The organism is Nocardioides sp., assembly GCF_016462705.1.
In the GTDB taxonomy this organism is placed as follows: domain Bacteria; phylum Actinomycetota; class Actinomycetes; order Propionibacteriales; family Nocardioidaceae; genus Nocardioides.
The window spans coordinates 1-13,792 of the sequence record NZ_JAEMSS010000114.1; the positions used below are offsets into that span (position 1 = coordinate 1).

General features: G+C 70.9%; 16 protein-coding genes. 10 read left to right on the forward strand and 6 right to left on the reverse strand.

What is annotated here, in order from left to right; translation table 11 throughout:
* On the forward strand, window positions 1–1,829 hold a 1,829-nt coding region (sucB, locus tag JHD21_RS14455), incomplete at its 5' end, for a 2-oxoglutarate dehydrogenase, E2 component, dihydrolipoamide succinyltransferase (RefSeq protein WP_292676608.1).
* Window positions 1,830–1,889: 60 nt separating this feature from the next.
* Window positions 1,890–2,789 carry a TIGR01777 family oxidoreductase gene (locus tag JHD21_RS14460; RefSeq protein WP_292676610.1) on the forward strand — a complete coding sequence of 300 codons (900 nt, stop codon included), beginning with the start codon at window positions 1,890–1,892 and terminating at the stop codon, window positions 2,787–2,789.
* On the opposite strand, the gene JHD21_RS14465 is transcribed toward JHD21_RS14460, so the two are convergent.
* Window positions 2,778–3,299 (reverse strand): hypothetical protein, encoded by a 522-nt coding sequence (locus JHD21_RS14465; protein WP_292676612.1) that lies wholly within the window; start codon window positions 3,297–3,299, stop codon window positions 2,778–2,780. The genes JHD21_RS14460 and JHD21_RS14465 overlap by 12 nt on opposite strands.
* A 63-nt stretch (window positions 3,300–3,362) precedes the next feature.
* On the opposite strand from JHD21_RS14465, the gene JHD21_RS14470 reads away from it, so the two are divergent.
* The 4 genes from JHD21_RS14470 to JHD21_RS14485 are packed head-to-tail and all read left to right on the forward strand — an operon-like array spanning window position 3,363 to window position 6,952.
* Entirely contained in the window at window positions 3,363–4,265 is a 903-nt protein-coding gene (locus JHD21_RS14470; protein ID WP_292676614.1) for an alpha/beta hydrolase-fold protein, read from the forward strand.
* A 34-nt stretch (window positions 4,266–4,299) separates the two neighbouring features.
* Entirely contained in the window at window positions 4,300–5,001 is a 702-nt protein-coding gene (lipB, locus tag JHD21_RS14475; protein WP_365696189.1) for a lipoyl(octanoyl) transferase LipB, read from the forward strand.
* A 20-nt stretch (window positions 5,002–5,021) separates the two neighbouring features.
* Entirely contained in the window at window positions 5,022–5,996 is a 975-nt protein-coding gene (locus JHD21_RS14480; protein WP_292676618.1) for an ABC transporter ATP-binding protein, read from the forward strand.
* The gene (locus tag JHD21_RS14485) at window positions 5,996–6,952 is read left to right on the forward strand and encodes a hypothetical protein (RefSeq protein ID WP_292676620.1); all 957 of its coding nucleotides are present in this window, start codon (window positions 5,996–5,998) and stop codon (window positions 6,950–6,952) included. Before JHD21_RS14480 ends, JHD21_RS14485 begins: the two co-directional genes overlap by 1 nt.
* A 160-nt stretch (window positions 6,953–7,112) precedes the next feature.
* On the opposite strand, the gene JHD21_RS14490 is transcribed toward JHD21_RS14485, so the two are convergent.
* Complete coding sequence (locus tag JHD21_RS14490) at window positions 7,113–7,610, reverse strand: SRPBCC family protein (RefSeq protein ID WP_292676622.1); 498 nt, start codon at window positions 7,608–7,610, stop codon at window positions 7,113–7,115.
* Window positions 7,607–7,963, reverse strand: coding sequence for a metalloregulator ArsR/SmtB family transcription factor (locus tag JHD21_RS14495; RefSeq protein ID WP_292676624.1), 357 nt, complete (start codon window positions 7,961–7,963; stop codon window positions 7,607–7,609). The genes JHD21_RS14490 and JHD21_RS14495 overlap by 4 nt, the downstream gene beginning before the upstream one ends.
* 82 nt (window positions 7,964–8,045) lie before the next feature.
* Here JHD21_RS14495 and lipA point away from each other — a divergent pair, with 82 nt between their 5' ends.
* On the forward strand, window positions 8,046–8,993 hold the full coding sequence (gene lipA, locus JHD21_RS14500) for a lipoyl synthase (RefSeq protein WP_292676626.1): 948 nt from the start codon (window positions 8,046–8,048) through the stop codon (window positions 8,991–8,993).
* Window positions 8,994–9,036: 43 nt separating this feature from the next.
* A complete protein-coding gene (locus tag JHD21_RS14505; protein WP_292676628.1) occupies window positions 9,037–9,786 on the forward strand; it encodes a DUF4191 domain-containing protein in 750 nt (249 codons plus the stop codon).
* A gap of 18 nt (window positions 9,787–9,804) precedes the next feature.
* On the opposite strand, the gene JHD21_RS14510 is transcribed toward JHD21_RS14505, so the two are convergent.
* Together JHD21_RS14510 and JHD21_RS14515 are read right to left on the reverse strand one after the other, a co-directional pair.
* The gene (locus tag JHD21_RS14510; RefSeq protein ID WP_292676630.1) at window positions 9,805–10,692 is read right to left on the reverse strand and encodes a hypothetical protein; all 888 of its coding nucleotides are present in this window, start codon (window positions 10,690–10,692) and stop codon (window positions 9,805–9,807) included.
* A gap of 52 nt (window positions 10,693–10,744) precedes the next feature.
* Window positions 10,745–11,176 (reverse strand): RDD family protein, encoded by a 432-nt coding sequence (locus JHD21_RS14515; RefSeq protein ID WP_292676632.1) that lies wholly within the window; start codon window positions 11,174–11,176, stop codon window positions 10,745–10,747.
* Between the two features lie 217 nt (window positions 11,177–11,393).
* Between JHD21_RS14515 and glnA the strand changes: the two genes are divergently transcribed.
* Together glnA and JHD21_RS14525 are read left to right on the forward strand one after the other, a co-directional pair.
* Window positions 11,394–12,812, forward strand: a complete 1,419-nt coding sequence (gene glnA / locus JHD21_RS14520) for a type I glutamate--ammonia ligase (RefSeq protein WP_292676634.1) — start codon at window positions 11,394–11,396, stop codon at window positions 12,810–12,812.
* A gap of 246 nt (window positions 12,813–13,058) precedes the next feature.
* Complete coding sequence (locus JHD21_RS14525) at window positions 13,059–13,313, forward strand: rhodanese-like domain-containing protein (protein WP_292676637.1); 255 nt, start codon at window positions 13,059–13,061, stop codon at window positions 13,311–13,313.
* A 148-nt stretch (window positions 13,314–13,461) separates the two neighbouring features.
* On the opposite strand, the gene JHD21_RS14530 is transcribed toward JHD21_RS14525, so the two are convergent.
* A partial coding sequence (locus JHD21_RS14530) for a multicopper oxidase domain-containing protein (protein ID WP_292676639.1) occupies window positions 13,462–13,792 on the reverse strand: 331 nt, incomplete at its 5' end.

The window sequence follows — 13,792 nt, forward strand, 5'->3', positions numbered from 1 at the left end:
ACGAGGTCGCGGTCGACGAGCCGCTGCTGGAGGTGTCGACCGACAAGGTCGACACGGAGATCCCCTCACCGGTCGCCGGCACGCTGCTGGAGATCAAGGCCGAGGAGGACGAGACCGTCGAGGTCGGGGCGGTGCTCGCCCTGGTCGGTGACTCCAGCGAGTCCGGCGACTCAGACTCAGGCGACTCCGGCGAGTCCGGCGAGTCCGGCGAGTCCGGCGAGTCCGGCGAGTCCGGCGAGTCGGACCACGCGGGCGGCAACGACCCCAGCGCGGCCGGCTCCGAGGGCAGCGACGGGCAGGCCGAGTCGACCGACGATCAGGAGGCCGAGCCGGAGCCCGAGCCGGAGCCCGAGAAGGCGCCCGAGCCCGAGCCGGCTGCTGAGGAGAAGACCGAGGAGGAGCCCGCGGCCGAGCCCGAGCAGTCCTCGTCCGAGGGTGGCGGAGGCGGAGGTACGCCGGTGACCCTGCCCGCGCTGGGCGAGTCGGTCACCGAGGGCACCGTCACCCGCTGGCTCAAGCAGGTCGGGGACGACGTCGCGGTGGACGAACCGCTCCTGGAGGTCTCGACCGACAAGGTCGACACCGAGATCCCCTCCCCCGTCGCGGGCACGCTGCTCGAGATCAAGGTCCAGGAGGACGAGACCGTCGAGGTCGGTGCCGAGCTGGCCATCGTCGGCTCGGGAGAAGCGGCACCCGCCGCCAAGGAGCCCGAGCCCGAGAAGGCGCCCGAGCCCGAGGCCACGTCGGAGCCCGAGCCGGAGCCGGAGAAGGCGCCGGAGCCCGAGGCCACATCGGAGCCCGAGCCCGAGCCCGAGCCCGAGGCCGAGCCCGAGCCCGAGAAGAAGCCCGAGCCCGAGAAGCAGCCGGACAAGCCGTCGGCACCCACCTCGTCCGCTGGCGACGACGGTCCGGGCTACGTGACCCCGCTGGTGCGCAAGCTCGCCTCCCAGCACGGCGTCGACCTGGCCACCGTGACGGGCACCGGGGTCGGGGGCCGGATCCGCAAGCAGGACGTCCTCGAGGCGGCGAAGGCCGCGGAGGCCCCGGCCGCCGCACCGGCCGCACCTGCCGCGTCGACCGGGCAGCCGGCGGCCGGCGGCGCGCCCACACCGTCCCCGCTGCGCGGGACCACGGAGAAGGTCTCGCGGCTGCGCAAGATCATCGCCGAGCGGATGGTCGACTCGTTGCAGACCTCGGCCCAGCTCACGCAGGTCGTCGAGGTCGACGTCACCAACGTGGCCAGGCTGCGGGACGCCGAGAAGGAGGCATTCCTCGCCCGCGAGGGCGTGAAGCTCAGCTACCTGCCGTTCTTCGCGAAGGCGGCGATCGACGCGCTCAAGGAGCACCCCAAGCTCAACGCGACGATCGACACCGAGGCCGGCGAGATCACCTACTACGACCGGGAGAACCTGGCCTTCGCGGTCGACACCCCGAAGGGCCTGCTGACCCCGGTGGTCAAGGACGCGGGCGACCTCTCGATCGCCGGCCTGGCCAAGAAGATCGCCGACGTCGCCGACCGCACCAGGAACAACAAGATCGGCCCCGACGAGCTCGCCGGGGGGACCTTCACGATCACCAACCTCGGCAGCGTCGGGGCCCTGTGGGACACCCCGATCATCAACAAGCCGCAGGTCGCCATCCTGGGTCCGGGCACGGTCGTGAAGCGCCCGGTCGTCATCGACGACCCCAACCTCGGAGAGACGATCGCCGTGCGCTACATGGTCTACCTGGCCCTGACCTACGACCACCGCCTCGTCGACGGCGCCGATGCGGGCCGCTTCCTCCAAGACATCAAGAAGCGGCTCGAGGGTGGTGCGTTCGAGGTGTGAGCGCCGCCCGCGCCGGGCCGCAGCGGTGGCCCGGCTGGGCGCGGATGGCAGGGTGGTGAGGTGAAGATCCTCATCGCTGGTGCGTCCGGCTTCCTCGGCAGGGCCCTCAGCGACGCCTTGGGCGGACACGGCCACTCGGTGGTCGCGCTCGTCCGGCGGCCGGCCTCGTCGCCGGGCGAGTCCAGCTGGGACCCGTACGCCGGGACGTACGACCGGGACGCCGTCGAGTCAGCCGACGTCGTGGTCAACCTCGCCGGCTCCCCCACCGCCGGCAACCCGCACTCCTCGACGTGGGCACGCGAGCTCCGCGAGAGCCGGGTCCGGACCACGGCCACCCTCGCCACGGCGATCGCGGGAGCCGACCGGAAGCCGGCCTTCCTGGCCGGCAACGGCATCAGCTACTACGGCGACCGCGGCGACGAGGTGCTCACCGAGGAGTCCGACAGCCGCGGCGACTCGCTCCTCACCTCGGTCACCCGGGACTGGCAGGCCGCTGCCCAGCCGGCGGTCGACGCCGGCGCCCGGGTCTGCGTCCTCCGGACGTCACCGGTCATGGACCGTCGCAGCCCGCCGCTCAAGCAGCTGCGGCTGCTGTTCAAGGCCGGGCTCGGGGGGCGGCTCGGGGACGGACGCCAGTACATGCCGATGACCTCGCTACGCGACTGGACGGGCGGGGTCGTGCACCTGGCCGAGCACGACACGGCCTCGGGCCCGTTCAACCTCATCTGCCCGACGCCGCCGACCAACGCCGAGTTCACCGCCGAGCTGGCCCGCCAGCTCTCGCGACCGTCCTTCGCGGTCGCACCCAAGGCACTGATCCGGGTGGGCGCCGGCAAGATGGCCGACGAGCTCCTCGGCTCCGTCAACGCGCGCCCCGCCGCCCTCGAGGCGGCCGGCTTCGAGTTCCGGGACCGTGACGTGGCCGACGTGCTGCGCGCGGGGCTCGCATCAACGGACTGAGCTGACCAGCCAGCGGTCACCCACGAGCCTTAGCGTGACGATCCTCGTCGTGGGGGCATCGTCGGGGAGTCGTCGGTCCGCCCCACCGCGGACGACCCCGTCGACCAGCCGGTCGGTGACCGACAGGACCCACCGGTCAGCGGACCGGCGCACCTCGTCCAGAGCCAGCAGCTGGGTGCGCAGGCCGTCGACCACCAGGCCGCTGTCGAGCCAGCGCCGGAGCATGGCCACGTCGCGCTCCCCCGCGACCGAGCCGGGCGTGTAGAGCGACCGCAACCGTCGTACGTCGCCGGCCGACCAGGCCTCGGCCCGGTCGGCGTCCCAGGCGGCCAGCACCGCAGCGGCCTCGACCTCCGGCCGCGGATGGTCGACCGACGGGGGGTCCGACTCCCGGGCGACCCGCGGCGCGGGGTCGCGGTGGAGCCCGACCAGCGTCGCGGCCACCGATCCGAGGGCGACCGCGACCAGCATGGCGATGACCAGGCTCGGGATCGCGCGGTAGCCGGTCATGGGTCCAGTCCTACCCGGGTGCGGCTCCGGAGGCACACGCTCATCCACAGGCAGACTGACCGCATGCCGTCGCGTCGCGCCGTCCTGGTCGGGAGCGTCGGCGTGCTCGCCGCCGGTGCGGTCGGCGCCGCGGCCGGGGTCTACGAGGGCGTCCTGCCGGGGCGACCACAGCTGCAGGACCTGCTCGGCCTCAACGGCGAGGCCGGCAGGGTCCCCGACGTCGCGCCCGCGGACGTCGAGGTCGGCAGCTTCGTGTCGGGCCGGCGCGGCGGGGTCGAGACCGGTTTCACCGTCGTCAGCCCGCTGGGCGCGGCCGCCGGGCTGCCGGTCGTCGTCGCGCTGCACGGTCGCGGCAGCGACCACCGGTCGCTGGTCGGGCCGAGGTTCCGGATCGAGCGCTTCCTCCAGGACCACGTCGACCGCGGCGGCACGCCGTTCGCGATCGCCACTGTCGACGGCGGGCAGTCCTACTGGCACGAGCGGCCCAGCGGCGAGGATGCCGGCGCGATGGTGGTCGAGGAGTTCCTGCCCCTGCTCGCCGAGCGCGGGCTGCGCGCTGGCCCGACGGACCGGATCGGTCTGCTCGGCTGGTCGATGGGTGGCTACGGCGCACTGCGCCTGGCCGGCCAGCTCGGCCCTGGGCGGGTGGCGGCCGTGTGCGCCGTCAGCCCGGCCATGTGGGACGACCCGGGGGACGCGTCGCGATCCGGCTTCGCGGACGCCGCGGAGTACGAGCGGTTCACCGTCCAGGGCCGCCAGGAGGACCTGGACGGGATCCCGGTCCGGGTCGACTGCGGCACCGGAGACCGGTTCTACCGGGCCGTCGAAGGCTACGTCGACGACTTCCCGTCCGCTGCCGAGGTGATCAGCACGTTCGAGCCGGGCGCCCACGACCCCGACTACTGGCGCCGGATGATTCCCTCCGAGCTCGACTTCCTGGGCGAGCACCTCTCGGGCCAGGGGTAGCCTCGACCAGGTGGGCGACCTGCGGTTCGACGTCATGGGGCTCGGCGACGAGGCCGTCGACTACCTCGACGCCTGGGAGCTCCAGCGGCGCGTGCACCAGCAGGTCGTCGACGGCGCGCGACCGGACACCGTGCTGCTGCTCGAGCACCCGCCGACCTACACCGCAGGCAAGCGCACCGAGCCGCACGAACGACCCGCCGACGCGGGTGGCGCGCCGGTGATCGACGTCGACCGCGGCGGCAAGATCACCTTCCACGGTCCCGGCCAGCTCGTCGCGTACCCCATCGTCCGGCTGCCCGGGCACGTCCTGGTCGTCGACTTCGTACGCCGCCTCGAGGAGGCGATGATCGCGACCTGCCGCGACTTCGGCGTCACCACCGCCCGTGTCCCCGGCCGCAGTGGTGCCTGGCTCGCCGCTGACGACCGTGGTCCGGAGCGGAAGATCGGCGCCATCGGGCTCCGGGTCAGCCGCGGCGTGACGATGCACGGCATCGCCCTCAACTGCGACGTGAGCCTGAGCTGGTACGACCGGTTCGTCCCGTGCGGCATCGCCGACGCCGGCGTCACGACACTGTCGGAGGAGCTGGGCCGGGACGTCCCGGTGACCGAGGTGCTGCCGGTGCTCCAGCGGCACCTGGCAGCCGTGCTCGCCTGGGAGCCCTACGTCGCCACCCCGGACTACGACGCCCGGCCCGAGCCGGGCCGCGCCCCGCGCGTCGAGGTCCTCAGCCTCTGACGACGTCCTAGGGTCGACCGGTGAGCGGGGAGACATCGAGCACCGTCATCGAGACCCGAGGTCTGCGCAAGGAGTTCTCCGGCCGGAAGGGCACCCGGGTGGCGGTCGCCGACCTGGACCTCACCGTCCGCGCGGGCGAGGTGCACGGCTTCCTCGGGCCCAACGGCTCCGGCAAGACCACCACGATCCGGATGCTGCTCGGGCTGGCATCGGCCACCGCCGGTGAGATGGCGATCTTCGGGCAGACCGTCCCGCGGGCGCTGCCGGAGGTCATGGCGAGGGTCGGCGCGGTGGTCGAGTCCCCCAAGTTCTCACCGAACTTCACCGGCCGCCAGAACCTGAGGCTGCTCGCCCGCTCGGTCGGAGTCGGCGACGCCCGGGTCGACCGGGCCGTCGAGACCGTGGGACTGACCGGCCGGGACCGGGAGCGCTACAAGACCTACTCGCTGGGCATGAAGCAGCGCCTCGCCATCGCCGCGACGCTGCTCAAGGACCCGGCCCTGCTGATCCTCGACGAGCCCACGAACGGCCTCGACCCGTCGGGCATCCGCGAGGTGCGCGAGGTGATCCGCGGCCTCGGCGACGCCGGGGTCACCGTGCTGCTCAGCTCGCACATCCTGGCCGAGGTCCAGCAGGTGTGCACCGCCGCGACGATCCTGGGCAACGGTCGCACCCTCGCGAGCGGAAGCGTCGCCGAGCTGATCGGTACCAGCACCAGCCAGCGGGTCGTCACCCCCGACCTCGCCGCAGCACGTACGGCGCTGGAGGCCGCGGGCCTGCGGGTCACCGGGCAGGACGGGCCGGCGCTCCTCGTCGAGACCGACCGGCCGGCCGAGGTCACCCGGGCGCTGGGCGAGGCCGGTGTCTGGCTGACCGAGCTCAACCCGGTCCGCGCCGACCTCGAGTCGATCTTCCTGGAGGTCACCCAGAGCGAGCGGCTGGGCGGCCAGATCGCCTGGCCCACGCCGGGGGCCACAGACGGGGGCCCAGCGTGATGAGGCTGGTGAAGGTCGAGCTGACCCGGCTCCTGTGGCGCCGCGCCGTCCTGGTCCTCCTCGCGCTGGCGGTCGTGCTGCCGCTGGCGGTGCTGGTGCTCCGGGTCGTCGACACCCGCACGCAGTCCTTCGACGACATCGTCGCCGAGAACGGCTCCTACGTCGTCGACGAGGTCGAGGGCTGCGTGCGTCATCCAGGGCGCTACGGCGTGGGCGGCGCCGACGACGTGACGGCGGCCTGCCAGCGGGTCATCGCCGGCTGGTACGGCAACAGTCCTCTCGACCTGGTGGAGGAGCGCGAGGCGGGCGGGGCCCTGGCCGCGATCCTGCTCGTCACGATGGTCCTGATGCTGGCCGGGATCACGTTCGCCGGCCACGACTGGAACACCGGCTCGATGAGCAACCAGCTCCTCTTCGAGCCCCGGCGCGAACGGGTCTGGCTGGCCAAGGCGGTCGCCGTCGGGCTGCTCACGGCTGCCCTGGCGATGGCGGTGCTGGTGGCCTTCTGGACCGGCGTGTGGGTCACTGCGTCGGTGCGCGACCTGGACATCCCCGCGCACGCCGTGTCGGCCGGCTACAAGCAGGCGGTCCTGGGCGCGGGCTTCGCGACCGGAGCGGCGGTGTTCGGGTATGCGCTGACGATGCTGCTGCGCAGCACCGTCGGGACGCTGGGCGTGCTGTTCGCGGTCGGGTTCTTCTGCGTCGTGGTCGTGGCCGGAGTCCTGGGCCTCGAGGGCGGCGTGGAGCGGGTCATGCCGTGGGGGAACTTCGTCGCCTACGCCGTCGGCGGCTACGAGTTCTACGACTACGACGCGTGCGTGATGGACATGAGCGGCGGCGGCTGCGATACCGGGGAGACCATCAAGCGCAGCGCGGCGGTCCTCTACTTCGCGGTCATCTGGGTCGTCGTCGCGATCCCGTCCCTCCTCAGCTTCCGGGTGCGCGACGTCCCCTAGTGTCCTGATTCAGAAGTCCGCGTGCACTACGTGCACACATGACACGCACCTGGCTGCGTTGCCGTCGCTCGATGATGGGCTGACAGCGTCTTCGCTCCGGCGCCTTGCCATGCACGCACCCTGAGCACACCTACTGCCTACGGACTTCCGAATCAGGACACTAGAACTGCGACGTGTAGTGATCGGCCGTCGCCGGGTAGTAGTCGCGGTCGAAGTCACGCAGCGACGGGTCGGCCCCGGTCTCGACGTCGACGAGCCGGTCCAGGTAGTAGTCCCAACCGGGCCCGACGCCGCCCACCTGCTCCTGCGTGACCCCGGGCTGACTGAAGGTCAGTGTGGTCACTCCGTCGGCGTGGCTGAGGTCGAGCTCGATCAGCCAGACCTCGTCGCCGGCGCGAGAGGTCAGGTGGAGACGGTGCGGTGGGTCGCACACGCGGATCTCCATGGCCTCCGCAGGATGGTCGTCACCCTCGAACAGCATCCGGAAGTCCACGGACCCCGACGCCGGGTCGCCCTCCCAGCGGCCGATCCAGCGGGCCAGCCGGCCGGGCTCGGTGACCGCCGCCCAGACGTCCTCGATGGGCGCGCGGAACTCGCGGGTCTGGACGAGCACGTGCTGGCCGTCCCGCTGCTCGATCGTGCCGGTGGGTGTGGTCATGCGGTCTCCTGGGTCAGCTCGTGCGTCGGGTTGGTACGCCGCTCGCGGGAGGTCCTGCGGACCTCGGTCTCGAGGGCATCGAGGGCGCTGTCGGGGATCGGCCGGGCCGCCAGCCCCGCGACGTACGCCGTCACCGGGGCGAACGCCGAGCGGTCGAGGGCGTAGACGCGCTCGCGACCCCGGTCGGCGACGGTGACCGCGCCGGCCTCGAGCAGGAGCCGCAGGTGCTTGCTCACCGCCGGCCGGCTGATCGGCAGGCCCTCGGCGAGGTCGACGACCCGGCGCGGCTCGGAGGCCAGGTCGGCGAGCAGCGAGCGGCGGACGGGGTCCGCCAGCGCGCCGAAGATGTCCATGGCGATAGGTAACCATTCGGCTACCAATGACGCAAGGCCTGGAGTCTGCCGAGGCTGGGCCCGCCGCGTACGCTCGATGCTTGTGAGCTCCCAGTCCCCCACGGCACCGGCCGGGCGCAAGCTGCTCCGGCTCGAGGTCCGCAACGCCGAGACGCCCATCGAGCGCAAGCCGGAGTGGATCAAGACCCGGGCCAAGATGGGCCCGGAGTACAAGGCGCTGCAGAGCCTGGTGAAGTCCGAGGGGCTGCACACGGTCTGCCAGGAGGCGGGCTGCCCCAACATCTTCGAGTGCTGGGAGGACCGCGAGGCGACGTTCCTCATCGGCGGTGACCAGTGCACCCGCCGTTGCGACTTCTGCCAGATCGACACCGGCAGGCCCGAGCCGCTGGACCGTGACGAGCCGCGCCGGGTCGCGGAGTCCGTGCAGACGATGCAGCTGCGCTACGCCACGATCACCGGCGTCGCCCGCGACGACCTGCCCGACGGCGGCGCGTGGCTCTACGCCGAGACCGTCCGGGCCATCCACGAGCTCAATCCGGACACCGGCGTGGAGAACCTGATCCCCGACTTCAACGGCAAGCCCGATCTGCTCGCCGAGGTCTTCGAGTCCCGCCCCGAGGTCCTGGCCCACAACGTGGAGACGGTGCCGCGGATCTTCAAGCGGATCCGGCCCGCGTTCCGCTACGACCGGTCGCTCGACGTCCTGACTGCAGCCCGCGACTTCGGGCTGGTCACCAAGTCCAACCTGATCCTGGGCATGGGTGAGACCCGCGAGGAGGTGTCTCAGGCGCTGCGCGACCTGCACGCGGCGGGCACCGAGCTGGTCACGATCACCCAGTACCTCCGTCCCTCCCCGCGCCACCACCCGGTCGAGCGCTGGGTCAAGCCCGAGGAGTTCGTCGAGCTGGCCGCGGAGGCCGAGGAGATCGGTTTCGCCGGTGTCCTGTCCGGTCCCCTGGTCCGTTCGTCCTACCGCGCCGGTCGCCTGTACCGTCAGGCGATGGACGCCCGCCAGGGCGCGTCCGCCTGACTCGCACCCTCACGGCAGACCACAGATAGGCAGCCGCACCCGCATGGCACGTGACAAGACCAAGAGCTCCAGCTCCTCCGCGCCCGCCTCCCCGGCCACCGCCGCGGAGATGAGCCGCACCCGGCAGTTCATCGAGACCTACCGGATGACGAAGAAGTCGGACCGGTGGATCGGGTTGATCCTGCTCGGCACCTTCCTGGTGGCCGCAGCGCTCGGGTTCGTCGTCTTCGGTGTCCTGCTGCCGGTCTCGGGCTTCGTCGGCTGGATCATCGCGATCAGCGGGACCCTGATGCTCGGCGTGCTCGCCCCGCTCATCGTGTTCGGTCGCCGCGCCCAGAACGCGGCGTACCACCAGATGGAGGGTCAGCCCGGCGCGGCCGCGGCGGCCCTGCGGATGCTGCGCCGTGGCTGGCGGACGGACCCCGCGATCGCGTTCACCAAGCAGCAGGACATCCTGCACCGGGTGGTGGGGCCTCCCGGCATCGTGCTGATCGGCGAGGGCAACCCGCACCGGCTGCGGCAGCTGATGGCCACCGAACGCCGCAAGCACGAGCGGGTCGCCGCCGAGGTGCCGATCCACGAGGTCATGTGCGGCAACGACGAGGGCCAGGTCCCGCTCCCCAAGCTGGTCCGGCACGTCCAGAAGCTCGGCCGCCAGGTCAAGGGTGCCGAGCTGACCGACGTGCTCAACCGGCTCAAGGCGCTGGACGCGCAGCGCACCAACATCCCGATCCCGAAGGGACCCGTGCCCACGAGCATGAAGGGCATGCGCGGCAACCTGCGCGGCCGCTGAGCGGCCGCCCCGCCACCCTCAGGCGGGTGGCGACGCCGGGAGCGAGGCGACCTGTCCCGGCGGTGGTGCCGCGATCCGCACGTCACCGCCCCAGTCGGTGAACACGATCACGAGCTCGTCACCGAGGGCGTCCTCGCTGCTGAACCGGCCGATCCGGCCCTCGGTGTCGAACCACCACTCCTGCGTCATGGAGTCGGGCAGCTGGCTAGCGGCCGCCCCGCCAGGGTCCGAGCTGCCGAGGTACCCCTTGGTGCTGACGACGCTGGTGTAGTGCGTGAGGCTCCGCCCGTCCACGTCCTCCGGACCGTGGTCGGTGGCCCGCAGCACGGCATCGGCGAACCTCTCGAACGTCTCGGCCGGGTCGAGCTGCTCGTCCAGCTGGTCGCCGAGAGCACCCTCCAGGTCAGCAGGGGACAGCACGAACCACTTCTTCCCGGGACCCGGGTTCGTCACGTACGTCGAGCCGGCCACCACGCGGACCTCGGTCTCGGTGCCGAGCATCGGCGACGTCACTGTCATCGCCAGCGACGGCGGGGACGTCGTGTAGTCGACATCGCCCTCGACGTCCGGCGTCCCTCCCCCGTCGGTCATCGTGACGTGCGCCGTCGTCGCCTTGTCGAGCGAGCCCCGCAGGAGCGCGGCGAACCTCTCTCCCGGGATCTTCCGACCGCGGGTGTCCGCGGGAACGGATGTCGCCCCCGAGGACGGGCCGGTCGTGGAGCTGGAGGACGGGCTGAACGTCTCACCGGGAGCGGTGCTGGAGCTCGCACCGGGCGCTGCGACCGGTGCGTCGACGCCGTTGCCGCCCTTCTCGTCGCCGGCGCAGCCGGTGAGGACCGCCATCGCGAGCAGCGTGCTCGCGGCGGGCAGTCCGCGACGGCGTCCGGACAGGCTGCGACTGGGCATGCCCGCGACGGTAATCGGGCCGGGCCGGTCGCACCGGCGAACGCGAGACTTCCTACGCGAGCCCGCGCACGCTCCGGAACGTCTCGAGCGTCACCACAGCCGAGCCGGCCGCGATGTCGTGCAGCCCGCGCCCGTCGGGCCGGTAGACCAGCGGCGGGATGACCAGGGCGATCAGCACCTGGCGGGCCAGGGAACGCAGCGGGTCGACGTTCCGGGGTGAGCCGTCCGCCGGCACGACGCGAAGCCGCGTCGCGACCTGGCCGAACGAGCCACCGACCAGCGCGGTCCCCACCGCCGACTCGACAACGAAGACGCCGAGCACGATGAACCCACTGGCGTTGCCCGTGTCGCTGTAGTCCTCGAGCCCGACGACGCCGATCACAGCGAGGGTGCTGACGATCCAGTCGACGAACAGGGCGACGATCCGGCGCCCCCAGGAGGCGGTCGCGAACCCGAGCTCTCGGTCGGCGTCAGTGGCGGGCACGGGGTCAGGGTAGCCAGCCGCTCCGAGCCGCCCGGACACCTGTTACATCCGCGAAACAATCGCGATACGGTCGAGAAACTGGCACCGCCTTGGATGGCGGACAGACTCCGGCGCAGCGCCGCGCCGGACGTTCCACCCCGAGACGTTCCGGCTGTCGGACCTGTCGCGACCGGGCCAGACCTGGATCGCCGGCCGGCGACGCAGCCAAGGAGGATGAATGTTCAGCAACAGCGACGAGCTGCTCAAGTACGTCAAGGACGAAGGCATCGAGATGGTCGATGTCCGCTTCGTCGACCTGCCCGGCATCGAGCAGCACTTCACCGTCCCGGTGTCGTCGTTCGGCCAGGACGTCTTCGACAACGGTCTCGCCTTCGACGGGTCCTCGATCCGCGGCTTCCAGGCCATCAACGAGTCCGACATGGCGCTCTTCCCGGACCCGACCACCGCGTTCCTCGACCCGTTCCGGACCGCGAAGACGCTCAACCTGAGCTTCTTCATCCACGACCCGATCACGGGCGAGGCCTACTCGCGCGACCCGCGCAACATCGCCCGCAAGGCGCTGGCCTACCTCGGCACCACGGGCATCGCCGACACTGCGTACTTCGCTCCCGAGGCCGAGTTCTACATCTTCGACTCGGTCCGCTACTCGACCGGGGCCAACGAGGGCTACTACCACATCGACTCCGTCGAGGGCTGGTGGAACTCGGGCCAGGAGGGCGACAACCGGGGCTACAAGACCCGCTTCAAGGGCGGCTACTTCCCGGTGGCGCCGTACGACCACTACGGCGACCTGCGGGACGCCATGGTCGCCAACCTCGAGGCCTCCGGCCTGCTCGTCGAGCGCTCCCACCACGAGGTCGGCACCGCCGGCCAGGCGGAGATCAACTACCGCTTCGACACGCTGCTCAAGGCCGCCGACGACGTGATGAAGTTCAAGTACCTCATCAAGAACACCGCCTGGGAGGCCGGCAAGTCGGTCACCTTCATGCCCAAGCCGATCTTCGGGGACAACGGCTCCGGCATGCACGTGCACCAGTCGCTGTGGTCCGGCGGCGAGCCGCTCTTCTACGACGAGACCGGCTACGGCGGGCTCTCGGACCTCGCCCGCTGGTACATCGGCGGCATCCTGAAGCACGCCCCGTCGCTGCTGGCGTTCACCAACCCCTCGGTCAACTCCTACCACCGGCTGGTCCCGGGCTTCGAGGCGCCGATCTCCCTGGTCTACTCCTCGCGCAACCGGTCCGCGTCGGTCCGGATCCCGATCACCGGGTCCAACCCCAAGGCCAAGCGCGTCGAGTGCCGGTTCCCCGACCCGTCGGCGAACCCCTACCTCGCGTTCTCGGCTCTGATGCTCGCCGGAGTCGACGGCATCAAGAACAAGGTGGAGCCGCCGGCACCGATCGACAAGGACATCTACGAGCTGCCGCCGGACGAGATGGCCGAGATCGAGCAGGTCCCGACCTCGCTCGGCGCGGTCCTCGACGCCCTCGAGGACGACCACGACTTCCTCACGGTCGGCAACGTCTTCACGCCCGACCTGATCGAGACGTGGATCTCCTACAAGCGGGAGAACGAGATCGCCCCCGTGCAGCTGCGGCCGCACCCGCACGAGTTCGAGCTCTACTACGACCTGTAGTCACTTCTCGCGTAAAGCTCGAACTCGCCGAGTGTGATCGCGACGTGGCTTCCAGTCTGCAACCACGCAACCGCTCATCGGAGAGGATGACCCGCCGTGCCGCGCTGAGTGGCGTGATGACGGCCATGGTTGTGGGCTGGATGCGGGGACCGGGACGCGTCTACCTCGTCGACCCCGCGGGAGGTGGACTATCGGAGCGTTGGGCCTACGGATTTTGCGTTGCTGGCGGAAAGATCATCGACTTTCGTGCTCAACGTGCATACGCCCGATGAAGGCAGCATTCCCGGGACCGATGCCGCGATTCCCTACGATCAGCTTGAGCGACGCGCTGGGGAGTTGCCCGACCGTTCCACGGTGGTGGCTGTCTACTGCCGCACCGGGCGGATGAGCACCGAAGCCGTGTCTACGCTTCGCGAACTTGGTTTCACACGCATCACCGAGCTGTCAGGGGGCATGGAAGCATGGCGGGCCGAGGGGCGACAGCTTTTGACCGAAAGGTGACGAATCCCCTCGTCGTCGCTCGGGGGGATCGACCCGACAACCCGACCTCATCGCGAGAAGTGCTGGCCGATGGCGAACTAGCAACCGGTCCTTTTGAGGGGTTGTGTCGCCTCAATGACGTCCGCACCTCAAGGACGTCGGGCACGGCTCACGCTGACGGCACAGACTCCACGACCGCCATCATGCCGTTGTCCTCGTGGTCGAGGATGTGACAGTGGTAGACCGTTCGTCCGGTGTAGTTGTCGAAGGACACCCGCACGGTCACCTCGCTGCGAGCTGGCACGTTGACTACGTCTTGCCGGAACACCCCTCGGACGGGCTGACCAGCCTCAGCGGTGATCTGCATGGGCCACACGTGGAGGTGGATGGGGTGATCCATCGGCGAGTCGTTGACGAGCGTCCATTCCTCGACCGTGCCCTGCTGGACGGTCTGGTCGATCCGTTGGGCGTCGAACTCCTTGCCGTCGACGGTGAAGCTC